Raw genomic sequence first — 16902 nt, 5'->3', positions numbered from 1 at the left:
AAAAATAAAAACTAGTCATCATAAAAACAATCAATATATTTAGAAGCTTAATCCCGCTTTTCACTCTATCTTTTTCGCCAAAGCTTTTTTCAAGCCATTCAGAAAAAGGATGCCTTTGCAATCGGGGCTATTGAATTAAACTATATGCTATGAAACTAATTAATACAATTGAAATTAGCCCGTTACGATATGTCAAAGAAGAAGTCGGATTACCGGAAATTTCCGATTATCCCAATCATGAAGAATGGTTTACAAAATGGAAAGAAGCTGTTTCTCAACTGAATTTTAATTTTGAGACTATTGAGAAAGGGTCTTATTTAGTAGATATCAAAACTATTGATGATGAAACTCTGAAGATGATTGTTGAAGCTAAAATTGAAGACATGGAATCAGAGGAATCTGAAGAAGATGTTTTCGTCATGGCTTTTGATGGTGGAATTGTATTAAAAATAGAAAATGATATACTGATACAACCTAATTGTTGTGGTGATATAAGTAATATTGAAGATTGGAAAAATATTTTTAAAAATCCATCTTCAGAATGGAAAGATATCTGGATAGGACATCCGTGGGTGTTGTACAAAACAGAAAATGGGAAAGTCTGTTTCTCAGAATATACAGAATCAAATATAGAAGATATTGAAAATATAAAAATTGTTGCAGAAGTAGATGAATCCGAACTCAAAGTTGAGTTGGAAAAAGTAATCCAGCATCAAATCAATTTTAAGAACAGAATATTATCCATTTTAAAAATTATGAATTATCAATTTCCGGAGAAAGTTTCAGAGCAATTAGCCGGAATTTGAAAGTGACCTAGGAAATAGAGGCGTTAATAAAATAAGCTATGCGAACGTTAAGAAAATTCTATTGTTTGAAGCGCGATACAGAAAGTGAAACAAAGAAGTACCATTACATTCGCGCAAGTTTTAGAATTTTTAGAGAGTGTAGGTTATTTTTAGCCGTAGTTTCCAAGTCTTGAACTTTTGGTTCTTTTGCTTCAAGGCAAAACGAACAAAATTTAAATAAAAAAACAAGTTGCGTAAAAAGATTGCGTACATAGAGTATAATTTTGCAGTGTTAATATTACTGGTGCCGTTAGAAAGACCTCCTTCGATTCCAAACTGACAGAGTCTTTCACCAGATAGCCCGGTAACGAACCAATGCCGTAAATAAGAGTTTCATCGTCAACTTCCAATTGAATATCATTTACTCTTATCATTCATTGCTTGGTTTTTAATAAAAAAATAACTGCGTAAAAAGAATGCGCAGTAGTTATATAAATTTACAAACAATAAAACTAATAGTCATGAATAACTATAAACCAGATCTAAAAGAAGCAGTGTATTGAGGTTAATACTCAATACTTATGAAAAAAATTAAAGCGGTAAGAAAAAAATTCGGATTCAATGAATATGGATTAATTGACTTTCCGAAGAAAATTTCCGGTATACAGATTTCCAGAATCTTGTACGGGGATGAAATGGGTTGTTCGCGCTGTTTTCCACACGGTTTTGAAGTGGTGAACGCAAAGTATACAAAGTTCCAGCGAAACTGGAAGAAGTACAGAAGAACCCAATGGAAAAATTAAAATCAAGTGTCGTTTTAGAATCATACTTCGAGATTGAATAAACATTGGGTCGCAGGTTCGAATCCTGCCTTTTCCCTCGAAAAGGAAAAGTAGCTCAGCAGGTAGAGCAAATGCACGGAAGATTCTGAGAATTTTACCTTGATTGTATAAAAGAGTGCCGTAGAAAAGGCCTACTTCGGTTTAATTTGGTTCGACTCCAGAAGGTCACGGAAGTGATCTTGTATAAGTCTTTTCGAATCTTGCCTCTTTTTATTTAAAAAAAACAAACAAGTGCCGTAGAAAAATGTTACTTCGCTCATCACGACGGGGTCACGGGTTCGAGTCCCGTCTCTTCCACAATAAAAAAACACGATTGATATAGGAAGAGTAGCTCAGTTGGTTAGAGCACGACTACATTATTCGCCTGTCGCCTTGTTTTCATACAATGAGAAGCTGAAATTGGGACGTTGGAAGATATCTTTGTATCATAATTTTCTATAAAGTCAGATGATTTTTCAGACTTTAACATCTTCCTTCTTCCCATTTTCAGCTTCTTTATATTCATATTATGAAGTGTTGTTAGGAAAAAATTCATCGTACCACAACTATGGGAGGAATAGCGAAGCCGGTCACTCCGGCAAGGCTATCCGGTTCGATTCCGGCAAACGGCAGCCCGTTTTTTTCCTTATTATTACCTTTATAAAAATGCCGGTAGATTATTTACCGGCATTTTTCATGGTCTCTTCCAGCTCTCCCTCAAACATCATCTTCCACTTGGAAAGAGTCGTTCTGCTTATTTTATATTTTCTCGACATATAACTGGTAGAATGGCCATGCTTTTTCTGATACTGCAGCAATTTTAGCATAGTCTGCCTATCATAGGTTTTGAGCTTTTGATTTTCACTGGATTGTTTGAAAAGTTTATCATTAAATTTAAGAACATCCTCACTGCTATGGAGCTTCTCAAGAAGTTCTTTGATTTTCGGATCTTTCAGCTTTTCAGGATGTTCTATTCTGAGCATATCCTGATAGATTTTTTTGTAATTGGGGCGCATGTCTTTATCTGTTTATCCGTTGGCATTATCACTCTTCTGAAGCCATCTGTGAAGAGTACTTTTCGGAATAGAATATTCTTTAATGACTTCGCTTTGCGTCATCTCACCGGAAAGAATTCTTTTCATAATAAAGTCTTTGATTTCCTGGGTGTAAATGTTTTTCCTGAAATAAGGCGTTTTTTCAGACTTCTGCTGGTTTTTGTTGATGGCAGAAGGAGGTGCATATAAAATCAAATGTGAGCTGTAGAGCCTGAAGAAATCATATTCTAATAATTTGCTCCATCTTAGAAGAAGATCTGTATCCATCGATCTGCTGACATACATCATTTCGATAGTTCCTTCGTCTTTGCCTAAAAATTTGCAGATTCTCTCTATTGTTATTTCACTTTCATCAACCCTCTCCTTAATAAACTTTCCAATATGGATTTCTTTATATAACATTGTTTATTGAATATTATTCTTTTGTTTTAACTTATGTATTAAAAAAACGATAATAGGCAATATATATTATTGTGTAGGGTGAAAAATAATTCACTTTAATTTGAAATTGATAAAAAATAGAAGTTATTATTCAAGAATAGGTAAATGCGTTTAATAAGATGATTAACCTTAAAAAACGGATTTGTAACTTACCAAATAACTTTAAAAAAGGTGAGTAGGGAGCACCTTAATGTACTTGGGATATATTCTTTATTTTCAATGGATCCTTCTTCTTCTCTTTCAAACTTCTTTTTCCTGCCATTTGTGTGAAATAATATATAACCTATTAAGATTTTTATATAATTCTATGAGTTAAAGCTGTAGATAGATTGATAAACAGCTTTTCCCGCGTTGAATTTTTAATTAGTACCAAATAATTGCTTATTCGCTTTCAAATGTAAACAAAAATAAGAAGTAAAAACAACCGGAAATATAAAAATCATGCTTTATCTATTGATTTTAATTAAAATTAACATATTATAAGATTTAATGTGTGAATTATTTAAAGTGAAAAGCTTACCCATAAAAAATGATAAAAAGAAAAAATTGTATACCATCGGGACAGTCCATACCTTTGCCAATCAATGAAGAATACCATAAGCTTATTTGACTTTTCGAAGAAAATCAATTACAAAAATGAACTGCTGGCTGGCTTTACAGTAGCCATGACGATGATTCCTGAATCTCTTTCATTTGCGATTCTTGCCGGTTTGTCTCCGCTCACAGGGCTTTATGCCGCTTTTATGATGGGATTGGTAACAGCTGTTTTGGGAGGACGCCCGGGAATGGTTTCCGGTGGGGCAGGAGCAACAATCGTTGTCTTGATTGCTTTGATACAGTCTCATGGAATAGAATATCTTTTTGCCACTGTAGCATTAGCCGGAATACTTCAGATGTTAGTTGGGATCTTTAAACTGGGGAAATTTGTAAGATTGATTCCACAACCCGTTATGTACGGATTCCTGAACGGATTGGCCATTATTATTTTTATGGCACAGATTGAACAGTTCAAAATTACGGATACCAATGGAGCTGTAAGCTGGCTGCAGGGAATGTCTTTATATATAATGGCTGGTTTAACAGCCCTCACAATTGCCGTAGTCTACTTTTTTCCAAAAATAACAAAAACAGTCCCAGCTTCTTTAGTAGCGATTATTGTGGTCTTCGCCCTAGTTCTTGGATTTAATATTCCAACAAAAACGGTAGCAGACATCGCTCATATCAGTGGAAACCTTCCCAGTTTTCACATTCCAAAGGTTCCTTTTTCTCTGGAAACCCTACAGATAATATTTCCATATGCCTTAATCATGGCAGGAGTAGGTCTTATAGAATCTCTTCTTACTTTATCAATGGTAGATGAAATTACCAATACCAAAGGCAACACCAATAAAGAATCTGTAGCTCAGGGATTGGCGAATATTACCAACGGTTTCTTTGGTGGAATGGGTGGCTGTGCTATGGTAGCACAAACACTGGTAAACCTTAATGCAGGCTCCAGAGCAAGACTTTCGGGGATTATAGCATCTCTGCTGATTTTGATCATTATTCTTTTTGGAGCTCCTGTGATAGAGAAAATTCCTATGGCGGCTTTGGTAGGAGTAATGATGATGGTCGCCATCAGTACATTTCAGTGGGTGTCAATCAGGATTGTTAATAAAATGCCGAAGTCCGATATTTTTGTAGGAGTTACGGTAGCATTGATTACCGTTATTTTACATAACCTGGCGCTGGCGGTTTTGGTTGGGGTTATCATCTCAGCATTGGTTTTTGCATGGGATAATGCTAAAAGAATCAGAGCAAGAAAACATATTGATGAGAATGGAGTGAAGCATTACGAAATATATGGACCTCTGTTTTTTGGTTCAGCGACAGCATTTACAGATAAATTTGATCCTGCGGATGATCCAGATCAGGTGGTTGTTGATTTTAAAGAAAGCCGTATTGTGGATATGAGTGCGATAGATGCCTTAGACAAGTTATCGAAACGTTATAAAGAACAAAATAAAACATTACACTTACGACATCTCAGCGAGGACTGCCGAAAAATATTGAAAAATGCGGAAGCGGTAGTTGAAATTAATATTGAAGAAGACCCTACTTATAAGGTAATTCCGGAAAAATAAAGAAATCAAAATTGAATTTTGTTTCAATTATCAATTAAAAAATATAAACCTCAATAACAAGACAAGGACTGTAAGATAAATCTACAGTCCTTGCTTGTTTAGGTTATTAATGTATTCGCGATAAAATCAGGCACTAAAGCATAGTGCGACAATTTCATGCTGATGGAAGCACGTCCGCTTGTCAGTGTTCTCAGATCGGAAATATACCCGAAAGTTGAAGCTAACGGAACTTCCGCGGCAAAAATCTTTCTTCCTGATCTTTCATCAATAGAAGTGATGATTCCTCTTCTTCTGTTGATATCCGCAGTGACAGCACCTGTGTATTCCTCAATACTTTGAATCTCTATCTGCATGACAGGTTCCATCAATTTAGGACTACATCCTTTGGCAGCAGCTTTGAATCCCTCTCTGGCAGCAATTTCAAAATCAAATGCAGCAGAATCCTGAGCATGGAAAGAACCATCCAGAAGGGTAATCTTCATGTTTTCCAGAGGATATCCTTTTAATGGACCTTGTTCCATAGCTTCTCTGAATCCTTTTTCAACAGAAGGAATAAATTCAGTGGGAATAACACCTCCTTTGATTACATTGACAAACTCCAGTCCATATTCACTGTCATTCCTTGGTCCGATTTCAAAACTGATATCAGCGAACTGACCGCTTCCTCCGTTTTGTTTGGAAAGCTTTTCTCTATGGATTTTAGTCCCCGTCAAGATCTCACGATAAGAAACTTTAGGTCTTCCCTGATTGATTTCAATACCATGATTCAGACGGATTTTTTCCAACGTAACCTCAAGGTGAAGTTCTCCCAGTCCACTCAATAAAGTCTCTCCGGTCTGTTTGTCTCTCTCAACAACTAAAGAAGGATCCTCCTCCTGAATTTTAGCCAGTACCAAACCAAAAGATTTCTCATCACCATTCGTTTTCGGCTCAATAGCAACTCTTATAACAGGAGTTGGGATTGTAATCGCTTCCAGTAATATTGGCTTGTCCGGAGAAGATAAAGAATCTCCGGTTTTGGCATCCTTTATTCCCGTTAAAGCAACAATATCTCCCGCTTTAGCTTCATCCATTGATAAAGTCTTATCCGACTGCATCTGTAAAATTCTGGAAATTCTAAAACTTTCACCCGTTCTTACATTCAGTATCGTATCACCGGATTTTATCATTCCGGAATAGACACGAAGCATGGCCAGTCTTCCCATATGTTTATCAATCACGACTTTGAAAACAAGCCCCGAAAAAGAAGCCGCTTCATTTCTTTCCAATATTACTGCTTCTTCTGTATGAGGATCTCTTCCCTGTAGGTCAGCAAGCTGATCAGGAGCTGGAAGATAAGTTACCACAGCATCAAGGAGAGGCTGGATTCCCTTATTCTTAAAGGCAGAACCACAGAGAACAGGAACTGCTGCTCCGGATCTGCAGACACTTTGTACAGCTTCTACGATCATTTCAACGGTGACTGTATTTTCGGTATCCATAAAAATGTCAAAGAAAGTCTCATCATATTCTGCAAGAGTCTCCAGTAACTTCATTCTATATTCATCAGCTTCAGTACGGAATACCGCCGGAATGTCCTTTTCAACAATGGTTTCCCCGGTTTCATTGGTCCAGTATAATGCTTTCATTTTGACAAGATCAATGACTCCTTCAAAATGTACTTCAGCGCCCATCGGAATCTGAAGAGCAAGAGGAACTGCATTCAGCTTGGTTTTTATCTCATGGAGAACTGCAAAGAAGTCTGCCCCAATTCTGTCCATTTTATTGATGAAACATATTTTGGAAGTTCCATGTTTTTCAGCCTGGTACCATACATTTTCAGTTTGCGGTTGTACACCGGATGAAGCACAGAAAACTGCGACAACACTGTCCAGAACCCTTAGAGAACGTTCTACTTCCACTGCGAAATCAATGTGTCCGGGAGTATCAATAATGTTGATATTATACACTTTATGATCTTTTTTCCATTGCGTTGAAACAGCAGCTGAAGAAATGGTAATCCCTCGGTTTCTTTCCTGGATATCCTTGTCCATGGTGGTATTTCCATCATCTACATTACCGATTTTATGAATGAGTCCCGTGTAATAGAGAAGTCTTTCCGATAACGTTGTTTTTCCTGCATCTACATGTGCTATGATCCCTATATTTCGTGTGTTGTATTTCATTTTGTTTGATTTAAATTGTTGATTTTTAGATCTGTATTTTGAAAAGGTTCTGAAAATAATGAACACAAAATAGACTCCGGTTTGATAAAACCGGTAAAACATTTTTTTGTATTTTGAGTTGAGAAAAATTTTCAGAGATCTTAACAAATAACAGAAGTTGTTTGAATTGTTAAAGTCTGAAATAAGGCAACAAAAAAGACCTATCTGAATAGATAGGTCTTCAATATATTTTTGGGTATAAAAGATCTATAGAACTATTCAGATAAATATTCAGTGCTGCCAAAGAACACAGCTCTGACAGGATTGCTTAAAGTTATAATATTTATCATTTTTGTTGACATTGTTGATTGTTAATCGGTTGCGAAATTATAATTTTTTTTGATTTCCAAAGAATTTTTGCAACTATTTTTTTGTGAAAGGAAATTAAACGGTTCATCAATCATCTTCTGAGAGTCTGTGAAATTCATCAATTTTCATAAAAATATCTTAAAACACAGAACTAACGTAATGCATTTATGATAAAAATTTTATCTTTGGGAAGAATAGTATTTAAACACTTGTTGATGATTAAAAAAATTAAATCTTTTTCAAGAAAGCTAAATAAAACTTTTAACTTAAAACCTATTGAAAACAGATATCGACATCCATAACCACTGTCATTTTTCTTTTGACCTGTGGCTCACCTTAATCAAATCTCATCCTGAATTTAAAGCAAAAAGAGTTGAGCTGTTCTCCTCGTTTTTTAATGTAGACAAACCAATAGAGGAGGTTGCGAAAACCGTAAAATATTATGATGATCTTTGTAATACAATCAATGAGGTGACAGGAGGAAATATAGATACATTTGAGATCTATCTGATGATTCTTGGTTCTTTGAATGTAGATATAAAAGAGTTGAATAAAGAAAAACTCAATGAGTTTTATGTAAAGAGTGAAGACTTATTTCTGGAATATAGACCGGTTGTAATTTTTGAAAATATTCATGATTTTTTTGAGGATATCAAAAACCAGGGAAAGACCATTAATATTTTAAGCAACACAGGATTTATCAAAGGAAAAACAATGAGAAAATTTCTGATTCATGAAAACCTTGATCAGTACATTGATTTTCATATTTATTCTGATGAAATCAACTGTTCCAAACCGAACCCGCTTATTTTTCAGGAAGTGAAGAATAAGATCAAAGACCAGGATTTGCCACTGCATCAAATTTTGCATATCGGAGACAATCCGGTTGCCGACTATCAAGGGGCAAAAAACTTCGGTTTCAGTGCACATTTACTTAAACACTAAAAATAAACATGAATACAAGATACAGCTTACACCACATTCATTCGGCAGATGAATTTAGCTTCTCACCTGCAGAATACAGCTATTTCAAGTATGGCGATAAGTCGTATGCTGAAAAATTTGCAAAAGAATTATTCGACGGATTTATTTCCGAAAACGAAGCACTTTTACAGAGTGATAAAGAGATTGTAGTGCTTCCAAGCCCTTATATGGCTATTCCTACGGCTTCCAATTTTTTATGCTTTTACTTTAAGAAGTATTTGGATTTCTATATGTTTCAAAAAGGAAAAAAATCAAGTGTTTTATCCAAAATCAATAGAAATCACACGTATATAACAGATTATGGCAACCTTAATTTTGAAGATCGTAAAAATCTGATTGCCAATGATACTTATTATATCGATAAAGATTTTTTAAGAGGAAAACTTTGTATTTTTATAGACGATATAAAAATCACGGGAAGTCATGAATATACAGTCAACAGGATTCTGGATGAATATAGCGTGGAAGCAGACTTTATGTTCCTGTATTACGCAGAACTGATGAATTTTGACCTTGATCCTAAGATCGAAAACTTTTTTAATTATTATGCAGTACAGAATGTAAAACACGTTGCAGAAGTGATGAATAAAGACAGTTTTCAGTTCAATACAAGGATTGTGAAATATATTTTAGGCCTGGATTCAAGTAATTTTGATTATCTTACGTCTAAAGTAAAAAAAGAACAGATGGACCTGCTTTTGGAGCTGGCCATCAGCAACAATTATCATTTAATAAAAGAATACGAAAATAACATCAATACTTTAACACAAACGGAATTATATTATGGCTATTAACTTACAAAAAGGACAAAGAGAAAATATTAACGCACCTAAATTTACTGTAGGTTTAGGATGGGATATCAATAACACTTCTACAGGAACTGCTTTCGACCTTGATGCATCTTTATTTTTGCTGGGTGACGACAAAAAATTAGTTTCAGATAACCACTTTATTTTCTATAACAACCTTGAGTCTCCGGACAAGTCTGTGATTCACACAGGTGATAACCTTACAGGAGAAGGAACAGGTGATGATGAGCAGATCAAAATTGATCTTACGAAAATTGACGATGCCATCAAAGAAATTACAGTAGTAGTAACGATTCACGATGCAGATGCGAGAAAACAAAACTTTGGACAGGTAAGAAATTCTTTCATCAGAATTTTCAATACAGATACGAATGAAGAGATCTTAAAATATGAACTGGACGAAGATTTCTCAATCGAAACGGCAGTAGAATTCGGAAGAATCTACAACAGAAACGGAGAATGGAAATTTGAGGCTGTAGGTGCAGGACAGAGAGACGGCCTTGACAAATTTGTATCAATTTATCAAAAGTAATCATGGACAATCAGGAAAATCAACCCATAGATCCACTAGGATCAATAGAACCTCTTAAAACATTTGAACCTACTCCAATGGTTCCCCCAACTCCAGCCCAGCCTGTACAAAATGCAGCCCCGGCAGTTCTTGTGGACAGAGAAGGAAATGTAAATCTGACTCAGATGCAGTCAGAAGAACGTGAGAAATATGAAGTTCTTGCGAACTCTATTGACGAAGCCAACCCAGGTTCGATTGTGAATTTCGGGGCAGAGCTTCAGAAAACGTTAACAAACCAGAGTGACAGCTTCTTAGGAAATGTGAGAAGATCAAACTCAGGAGAAGTAGGCGGGCTTATCAATGATCTTTTAGTAGAGCTTAACTATGTAGATGTAGAAGAGCTTAACGGAAATAAAGTGAAAAGCTTCCTGAGCAAATTACCTTTCATGAAAAAGGTGATCACTCAGGTGGAAAACTTATTTACAAAATATGACAAGATCATCAATAATATTGAGCAGATCTCCTATAAAGTAAATGCAGGAATCATTACTTCTACAAAAGATAATGCTGTTCTTCAGACTATTTTTGAAAGTAATGTGAATTCTATCAAGCAGATCGAAAGTCTTGTGATTGCAGGAAATATCAGAATGGAAAGAGCAGCCGTTGAGCTTACTCAAATGGAAGCCAGTCCTCAGAATTTTCAGGATTACCAGATTGCAGATAAGAGAGATTTCATCGCAAGGCTAGACAGAAGAATGGCTGATCTTAAAGTGGTGCGTGTGATTATGATGCAGTCGCTTCCACAGATCAGACTGGTACAGAATAACAACGTTTCTATTGCTGAAAAAGCACAGACGATTCTTACCACTACGCTTCCTGTATGGAAAAACCAGCTTTCCCTTGCTGTGGCGATGTACAGACAGCAGCAGAATATTGAAATTCAGCAGAAAGTGTCTTCTACTACAGAAGAGATTCTAAGAAAGAATGCTGAGCGTCTTGGTCAGAATTCAGTGAATGTTGCCAGAGCGAACGAGCAGACTATCGTTTCAGTAGAAACATTGAGAGAAACAACATCAATGCTTATCAATACATTGAATGAAGTGAAACAAATCCAGAAACAGGGAGCCGATAACAGACGAAAACTGGATCAGGATCTTCAGACATTGGAGCATGAACTTAAAGCGAATGTCAGAGGTTAATTTATAGGATACCAAGGTGGGGGATGATGCAGCAACCATATTATCGCAAAGCAAAAGAAGATTAACAAAACTTAAGCTTCTCGCGAATTTTTTTGAATATATTGACATAATATCGATTTACATCAAAACCGATATTATCCACAATCTGTTCCAGGAAAATACGGCTTTAGATTATAATAAACTGGAACTTTTCCACCTGCAGTATACCGACAGTCTCATAGAACTTTTGACGAAGATAAAAAGGCAAAAGGAAAATGATATGCTGGCTGTCATTAATGAAATTAACATCAACAATAAATATATTTCAGGTTTTGAAGAAAGACGCGTAGACAGCTTTCAGACCGACAGGAAAATGTACAGCGGTGTATTTTCCCAACATCTGAAAACTTTATACAAAGATCTTACAGAAGATATTTTTACTGCCAATTGGGAGAATGTTCTGTATTTTCATAAAAAATATGCTCAGGAATTTTACAGAACGGAAGCCGATGAATCTCTTTTGCAGTCCGGTTCTTTTCCTGCCTATCAGTATAAAGACTACGCCATTGAAAGAAAACTGTTAGGGAGATTGAATATACAAGGATTTAAAGTCCGTTTTGTTTGCGGTTACCTTATTGGGAACCGCGATTATGAACTCTTCAGGGTCTTTCAGTCTGACGATTATTTTATTTTCAGTGTAGACGAAAAGAAATTGTATCTTTTCGACAAAGAATTGGATAAGCTGGATATTTCTGAAAATCAGTCTAACCAGAGTTCCATTATCGATCAGCTGAGAACTAAAAATGATGTGCTGGAACATAGTATGAACGAAAGAAAACGTACGTTACCAGCCGAGGTGGAAGCCGTTTTGAAAGACTATATCAGAAACCTGGAAAATATAGATATTATGAGCAAAATATTTGATTTCGATGAAGAAACGAATATTCTGCGCGCAATGCTTAATTTGAATTTGAATAATAACTAGAAGGCAAAATTGCAAAAAGTACAATCACAAATTGGCAGCTTAGCCTTTGCAAAAAGTAAATAACAACTAAACATAAAAAGATGGCTATCAACTTACAAAAAGGTCAGAGAATCAACCTTAAAAAAGAAAATGGAGCTGAGCTTTCCCAAGCTTGTGTAGGAATCAACTGGGGAGCAATCGAAAAGAAAGGATTTTTCGGAACCAAAAAAGAAGCAGTAGACTTAGACGGAAGCTGTATTTTATATGATTCAAACAAAAATGTTACGGAAGTAATCTATTTTGGAAATCTTAAATCCAAAAATGGATCTGTAAAACACAGTGGAGATGACCTTACCGGAGATGTAGACGGAGATGATGGATTGGATAACGAAGTAATCACTGTTGATTTCAGCCAGCTGGAGCCCAATGTAGAACATGTGGCAATGGTGCTGAACAGCTACAAAGGTCAGGATTTTGGTACAATTCCTTTTGCTTCTATCCGTATTTATGAGGGAACACCTACCAATGTAAGAGAGGTTTTTGCAAAATATGATATTGCAAATGATGCTTCTTTCAACGGACATGTTGCCATGGTAATGGGAGTTTTCTATAAGAGAAATGGGGAATGGAAATTCAATGCCGTCGGAGATCCTACAGCAGATAGAAAGCTGGAGCAGACGATTCAGACAGTACAGATGAATTACCTATAATCAATTGACAATCAAAAGATAAATAAAATAGCAATATTTGTACTCTGTACATCTATTGCTTTTATCATATAATAACATAACTCAAGTGGATAAACATCAAAGTATTTTAGAACTGCACCCAGGTCTGGTGTGGGGATTCGCGATAACAGTTGTTATCATGCTGCTCCTGGACTTAGGGGTATTTAATAAAAAAAGTCATGAAGTCTCTTCCAAAGAAGCTACCATCTGGTCTATCGTATGGATCTCACTTTCCATGATATTTTCAGGGGTGGTGTATTGGGTATTCAATACAGACGGATCACCTGAAAGTCATGCAGTGGCTGTGGAGAAATTTACACAGTACCAGGCTGCTTATTGGATTGAAAAGGCCCTTTCAGTAGATAACTTATTTGTATTTATTCTGGTTTTCGGATTCTTTAAAGTACCGAAATTCCTTCACCATAAAGTTCTTTTCTGGGGTATTATTGGAGCATTGATCTTCAGAGCAATATTTATTTTTGCAGGAGTAGGATTGATTAACCTGACGTATCTTCCTGAAATGAATATTTTCGGAAAAGCAGTACAGATCAATATAGTAATGGCTCTTTTCGGTCTGTTCCTTGTGTATGCCGGGATCAAATCCTGGGGCGATGGAGGTGATGATGATGACGAAGATTACAGCAATACAGCAGGAGCAAGATTGATCAAGAGTTTCTGGAAAGTTTCCGATAATTATGATGGGGATAAATTCTTCACTGTTCAAAACGGGATCAAAATGGCAACACCGCTTTTAGTAGTGGTTGGGGTTATTGAGTTTACAGACGTTCTTTTTGCAGTAGATTCCATTCCGGCGATCTTTGCGATTTCAAATGATCCATTCATCCTTTATACATCGAATATCTTCGCTATTTTAGGATTGAGATCATTATACTTCCTGTTGGCGAACTTTATCCATATGTTCAGCAAACTTCCTTATGGATTGGCCATTATTTTATCCTTCATCGGGGTTAAAATGCTTATTGCACCTTGGATTCATATTACATCTCCGGTTTCGTTGGGAATCGTAGGAGGAGTATTGGTGATCTCGGTTCTTTTATCCATCATCTTCCCTGAAAAAGAAGAAGAGAAAAAAGAAGAATTGTAAGAAAAATAAAATATTTAAAATATATGAAAAGCCTCTGGGATTAATTCCTGGAGGTTTTTTTATGACTTAAGAATTCTTTTTGTTAGAAAACGCAAAGACGCAAAGGTTATAAGTATTATGCTGCTTTAAGGCGTAAGAAAATCAAAGATTTTCAGTAAGGTTACCTTTTAATTGTCGGTTTTATCAAGAATCATAGTTGGCAGTATTAAATTTTATCGGAGATAAAATCCTTGCGCCTTACCACATTATTTTTATAAGATTTTTGCGCCTTTGCGTTTTCCAAAATTATTATTTTAAAAATAAAAACAGACAGATCAGTCTGTTCATTGTTTTTTTTCATACATTTGTTATGTAAAAGAAAAGCAATATGAAATCTCCAAGAGAAAGAATAATAGAAACTACCTTTCAATTGTTCGCCAGGCAAGGTTATAATTCTACCGGAATCAACCAGATTATTTCCGAAGCAGAAGTAGCCAGAGCAAGTTTCTATCAGCATTTTAAATCCAAAGAAGACTTGTGTGTAGAATTTCTGAAAGTAAGACATGAGTATTGGTTTAAAGAGCTTAACAATTTTGTATCGCAGGAAACAGAGATAAGGTCTAAAACCATAAAAGCTTTCGATTTCCTTGTGTATATGAATGAAAAAGAGAGCTTCAGGGGGTGTAGTTTTCTGAACATTTTGTCGGAAATACCGATGGATAATATTAAAATCCTGAAGGTTATCCAATCCCATAAAACAGATCTCAGAAACTACTTTTTAGAAATACTGAATGATGATACTCTTTCTGATCATATTTATATGCTTTTTGAGAGCAGTATTATAGAAAGCCAGCTTTTCAAATCCAATGAACTGATTGAAAAATCAAAAAAAATAGCCACCAATTTAATACAATAAGTTATGGAACAGAAACACCCACTTCCACCTTTCACACTTGAAACGGCAATGGAAAAAATTCAACTGGCAGAAGACGCCTGGAACAATCAGGATCCCGAAAAGGTTTCTAAAGCTTACACGATCGACAGCGAATGGAGAAACAGAGATACTTTCGTGAATGGAAGGGAAAATATTGTAGTATTTCTGCAGAAAAAATGGGCGAAAGAATTCAATTATAAGCTTAAAAAAGAATACTGGGCACACACCGATAACCGCATTGCTGTTCGTTTTGAGTATGAATATCAGACAAAAGACGGTAATTGGTTCAGAGCTTATGGAAATGAGAACTGGGAATTTGATGAAAACGGACTGATGGCAAAAAGATATGCAAGCATCAATGATCTGGCTATAAAAGAAGAAGATCGAAAATTTAAATAAAAAGTAAAAAAAGGCTGTCATTGTAACAGTCTTTTTTTATGATGAAAATTCATTTTCTTGTTTTATATTTACCAAAAAAATTAGGTTAATAATTCTATATATAAACTAATAATCATCTGAATTTTTCTTTCGTTAGAAGGAGGATTTGGATACAAAACTTAAATACAAATGAGAAAAAATCGATCAATCGAAAAAGTATTCTTACTTTTTTTACTTATGCCTTTTCTGGCTTTTTCCCAATGTTGGAAAGAAATCTCTACTGGAAGATGGAATTCTGTCGGCTTAAAAAATGACGGAACTCTCTGGACTTGGGGAAGTAATTGGTATGGACAATTGGGTGATGGAACCAATGTTTATAAAACAAGCCCGGTTCAGATTGGAAATGCTAACTGGAAAAGTATCATATCAACTCCTGCAGAAGATTATGTTCTGGCTATAAAATCTGATGATTCGCTCTGGGGATGGGGAAGTAATTTTATGGGAATACTCGTGAGTACAACCAATGAAAATATAACCAGTCCTATAGAGATCGGGAGTGCTGCAAATTTAAAAAGTGTGGCTCCGGGGGTGCATATTTTAACTATACGAACAGATGGAACGCTTTGGGCCAAGGGAAATAATACTTTTGGGCAGTTAGGTGATGGAACGCTGACGGACCAAAATAATTATATTCAAATAGGAACAGATATCAATTGGAAAGCCGTTGCAGTCGGAGCATTTCACAGTATTGCACTTAAAACAGATGGAACACTTTGGGCTTGGGGGTTTAATGCTACAGGACAATTGGGAGATGGTACTACAATTGGGAAAAAAGTTCCCGTTCAGATAGGAACAGATACGAACTGGAAAAGCATATCAGTTGGAGCTAATCATACTCTTGCATTAAAAACAGACGGTACAATTTGGGCCTGGGGATACAATAACAGTGGAAAATTAGGTGATGGTACGAGTACAGACAAAATTGTACCTACCCCAATAGGAACTGCGTCTGATTGGAAAAGTATCATCGCCGGAGTGAATCATTCACTGGGCATAAAAAATAACGGAACACTTTGGGCCTGGGGAGATAACATGACAGCACAATTAGGTGATGGTACATATCTTACTAAAATGACACCTATACAAATAGGTACAGATAGTAATTGGAAAAGTGTAGTTGGGGGTTATAATCATACATTAGCCCTAAAAACAGATGGTTCACTTTGGTCTTGGGGAGACAATAGCGCAGGCCAGCTTGGAAATGGTACCAATAATGAAAAAATCATACCTACAGCCATTTCATGTCCTACAACTATGACATTGCAAGTAGGAGAAAATAGTAAAAAAAATGAAGAAATAATATTGTATCCAAATCCTACAGGAAAGTTATTTAAAATCCAAAATCTATCAGGAATTAAAACAGTGAAAATCTATAGTGAAGAAGGAAGATTAGTCGGTTCCTATGCTGATAGTAATAGCATTAATGTACAATCCTTACCAGAAGGTATATATTGGGTTAAAGTAGAAGATGCCAAAGGCACTATAATCACAAGAAAATTAATTAAAACTGAAAAGTAATAATTTAATAAATATT

At 35.7% G+C, this 16902-nt stretch carries 16 protein-coding genes and 1 tRNA gene; 14 read left to right on the top strand and 3 right to left on the bottom strand.

Annotated elements, in window-relative coordinates; translation table 11 throughout:
- Positions 1–149: 149 nt before the first annotated feature.
- The 3 genes from LF886_RS20905 to LF886_RS20895 all read left to right on the top strand — a co-directional run bounded on the left by LF886_RS20905 (position 150) and on the right by LF886_RS20895 (position 1664).
- On the top strand, positions 150–806 hold the full coding sequence (locus tag LF886_RS20905) for a hypothetical protein (protein ID WP_236851447.1): 657 nt from the start codon (positions 150–152) through the stop codon (positions 804–806).
- A 560-nt stretch (positions 807–1366) separates the two neighbouring features.
- Positions 1367–1588, top strand: coding sequence for a phosphate ABC transporter substrate-binding protein (locus LF886_RS20900; protein ID WP_236851446.1), 222 nt, complete (start codon positions 1367–1369; stop codon positions 1586–1588).
- Positions 1554–1664 (top strand) — tRNA-OTHER (locus LF886_RS20895). The genes LF886_RS20900 and LF886_RS20895 overlap by 35 nt, the downstream gene beginning before the upstream one ends.
- 619 nt (positions 1665–2283) lie before the next feature.
- On the opposite strand, the gene LF886_RS20890 is transcribed toward LF886_RS20895, so the two are convergent.
- Both LF886_RS20890 and LF886_RS20885 read right to left on the bottom strand, forming a co-directional pair.
- Positions 2284–2589: a helix-turn-helix domain-containing protein gene (locus LF886_RS20890; protein ID WP_228447757.1), complete on the bottom strand. Its 306-nt coding sequence runs from the start codon at positions 2587–2589 to the stop codon at positions 2284–2286.
- A 45-nt stretch (positions 2590–2634) separates the two neighbouring features.
- Complete coding sequence (locus tag LF886_RS20885; protein WP_103233653.1) at positions 2635–3063, bottom strand: transposase; 429 nt, start codon at positions 3061–3063, stop codon at positions 2635–2637.
- 623 nt (positions 3064–3686) lie between these two features.
- On the opposite strand from LF886_RS20885, the gene LF886_RS20880 reads away from it, so the two are divergent.
- Positions 3687–5225: a SulP family inorganic anion transporter gene (locus tag LF886_RS20880; RefSeq protein WP_236851445.1), complete on the top strand. Its 1539-nt coding sequence runs from the start codon at positions 3687–3689 to the stop codon at positions 5223–5225.
- Between the two features lie 98 nt (positions 5226–5323).
- Here the strand turns inward: LF886_RS20880 and fusA are convergent, their stop codons facing one another.
- Positions 5324–7390, bottom strand: coding sequence for an elongation factor G (fusA, locus tag LF886_RS20875; protein WP_236851444.1), 2067 nt, complete (start codon positions 7388–7390; stop codon positions 5324–5326).
- A gap of 624 nt (positions 7391–8014) precedes the next feature.
- On the opposite strand from fusA, the gene LF886_RS20870 reads away from it, so the two are divergent.
- The 10 genes from LF886_RS20870 (at position 8015) to LF886_RS20825 (ending at position 16886) form a co-directional block, all read left to right on the top strand.
- Positions 8015–8683, top strand: a complete 669-nt coding sequence (locus LF886_RS20870; RefSeq protein WP_236851443.1) for an HAD family hydrolase — start codon at positions 8015–8017, stop codon at positions 8681–8683.
- A gap of 8 nt (positions 8684–8691) precedes the next feature.
- The gene (locus LF886_RS20865) at positions 8692–9516 is read left to right on the top strand and encodes a phosphoribosyltransferase family protein (protein WP_236851442.1); all 825 of its coding nucleotides are present in this window, start codon (positions 8692–8694) and stop codon (positions 9514–9516) included.
- The gene (locus tag LF886_RS20860; protein ID WP_124530814.1) at positions 9506–10063 is read left to right on the top strand and encodes a TerD family protein; all 558 of its coding nucleotides are present in this window, start codon (positions 9506–9508) and stop codon (positions 10061–10063) included. Before LF886_RS20865 ends, LF886_RS20860 begins: the two co-directional genes overlap by 11 nt.
- 2 nt (positions 10064–10065) lie before the next feature.
- A complete protein-coding gene (locus LF886_RS20855) occupies positions 10066–11241 on the top strand; it encodes a toxic anion resistance protein (RefSeq protein WP_236851441.1) in 1176 nt (391 codons plus the stop codon).
- Positions 11242–11257: 16 nt separating this feature from the next.
- The gene (locus tag LF886_RS20850; RefSeq protein WP_236851440.1) at positions 11258–12205 is read left to right on the top strand and encodes a hypothetical protein; all 948 of its coding nucleotides are present in this window, start codon (positions 11258–11260) and stop codon (positions 12203–12205) included.
- An 80-nt stretch (positions 12206–12285) separates the two neighbouring features.
- On the top strand, positions 12286–12894 hold the full coding sequence (locus LF886_RS20845) for a TerD family protein (RefSeq protein ID WP_236851439.1): 609 nt from the start codon (positions 12286–12288) through the stop codon (positions 12892–12894).
- An 85-nt stretch (positions 12895–12979) separates the two neighbouring features.
- The gene (locus tag LF886_RS20840; RefSeq protein WP_103233655.1) at positions 12980–14017 is read left to right on the top strand and encodes a TerC/Alx family metal homeostasis membrane protein; all 1038 of its coding nucleotides are present in this window, start codon (positions 12980–12982) and stop codon (positions 14015–14017) included.
- Positions 14018–14384: 367 nt separating this feature from the next.
- A complete protein-coding gene (locus tag LF886_RS20835; protein ID WP_236851438.1) occupies positions 14385–14912 on the top strand; it encodes a TetR/AcrR family transcriptional regulator in 528 nt (175 codons plus the stop codon).
- A gap of 3 nt (positions 14913–14915) precedes the next feature.
- Positions 14916–15329, top strand: a complete 414-nt coding sequence (locus tag LF886_RS20830; protein ID WP_236851437.1) for a nuclear transport factor 2 family protein — start codon at positions 14916–14918, stop codon at positions 15327–15329.
- A 168-nt stretch (positions 15330–15497) separates the two neighbouring features.
- Entirely contained in the window at positions 15498–16886 is a 1389-nt protein-coding gene (locus LF886_RS20825) for a T9SS type A sorting domain-containing protein (protein WP_236851436.1), read from the top strand.
- Positions 16887–16902 lie beyond the last annotated feature (16 nt).

Origin of the sequence: Chryseobacterium sp. MEBOG07 (genome assembly GCF_021869745.1) — a bacterium.
GTDB lineage: Bacteria > Bacteroidota > Bacteroidia > Flavobacteriales > Weeksellaceae > Chryseobacterium > Chryseobacterium viscerum.
This window is presented reverse-complemented; position numbering and strand designations above follow the sequence as displayed.

Coding starts and splice junctions, on each gene's coding strand:
- LF886_RS20835 (WP_236851438.1), top strand. CDS start 14,385: ATGAAATCTCCAAGAGAAAGAATAATAGAAACTACCTTTCAATTGTTC.
- LF886_RS20855 (WP_236851441.1), top strand. CDS start 10,066: ATGGACAATCAGGAAAATCAACCCATAGATCCACTAGGATCAATAGAA.
- LF886_RS20880 (WP_236851445.1), top strand. CDS start 3,687: ATGAAGAATACCATAAGCTTATTTGACTTTTCGAAGAAAATCAATTAC.
- LF886_RS20860 (WP_124530814.1), top strand. CDS start 9,506: ATGGCTATTAACTTACAAAAAGGACAAAGAGAAAATATTAACGCACCT.
- LF886_RS20890 (WP_228447757.1), bottom strand. CDS start 2,589: ATGCTCAGAATAGAACATCCTGAAAAGCTGAAAGATCCGAAAATCAAA.
- LF886_RS20845 (WP_236851439.1), top strand. CDS start 12,286: ATGGCTATCAACTTACAAAAAGGTCAGAGAATCAACCTTAAAAAAGAA.
- LF886_RS20900 (WP_236851446.1), top strand. CDS start 1,367: ATGAAAAAAATTAAAGCGGTAAGAAAAAAATTCGGATTCAATGAATAT.
- LF886_RS20885 (WP_103233653.1), bottom strand. CDS start 3,063: ATGTTATATAAAGAAATCCATATTGGAAAGTTTATTAAGGAGAGGGTT.
- LF886_RS20830 (WP_236851437.1), top strand. CDS start 14,916: ATGGAACAGAAACACCCACTTCCACCTTTCACACTTGAAACGGCAATG.
- fusA (WP_236851444.1), bottom strand. CDS start 7,390: ATGAAATACAACACACGAAATATAGGGATCATAGCACATGTAGATGCA.
- LF886_RS20865 (WP_236851442.1), top strand. CDS start 8,692: ATGAATACAAGATACAGCTTACACCACATTCATTCGGCAGATGAATTT.
- LF886_RS20825 (WP_236851436.1), top strand. CDS start 15,498: ATGAGAAAAAATCGATCAATCGAAAAAGTATTCTTACTTTTTTTACTT.
- LF886_RS20905 (WP_236851447.1), top strand. CDS start 150: ATGAAACTAATTAATACAATTGAAATTAGCCCGTTACGATATGTCAAA.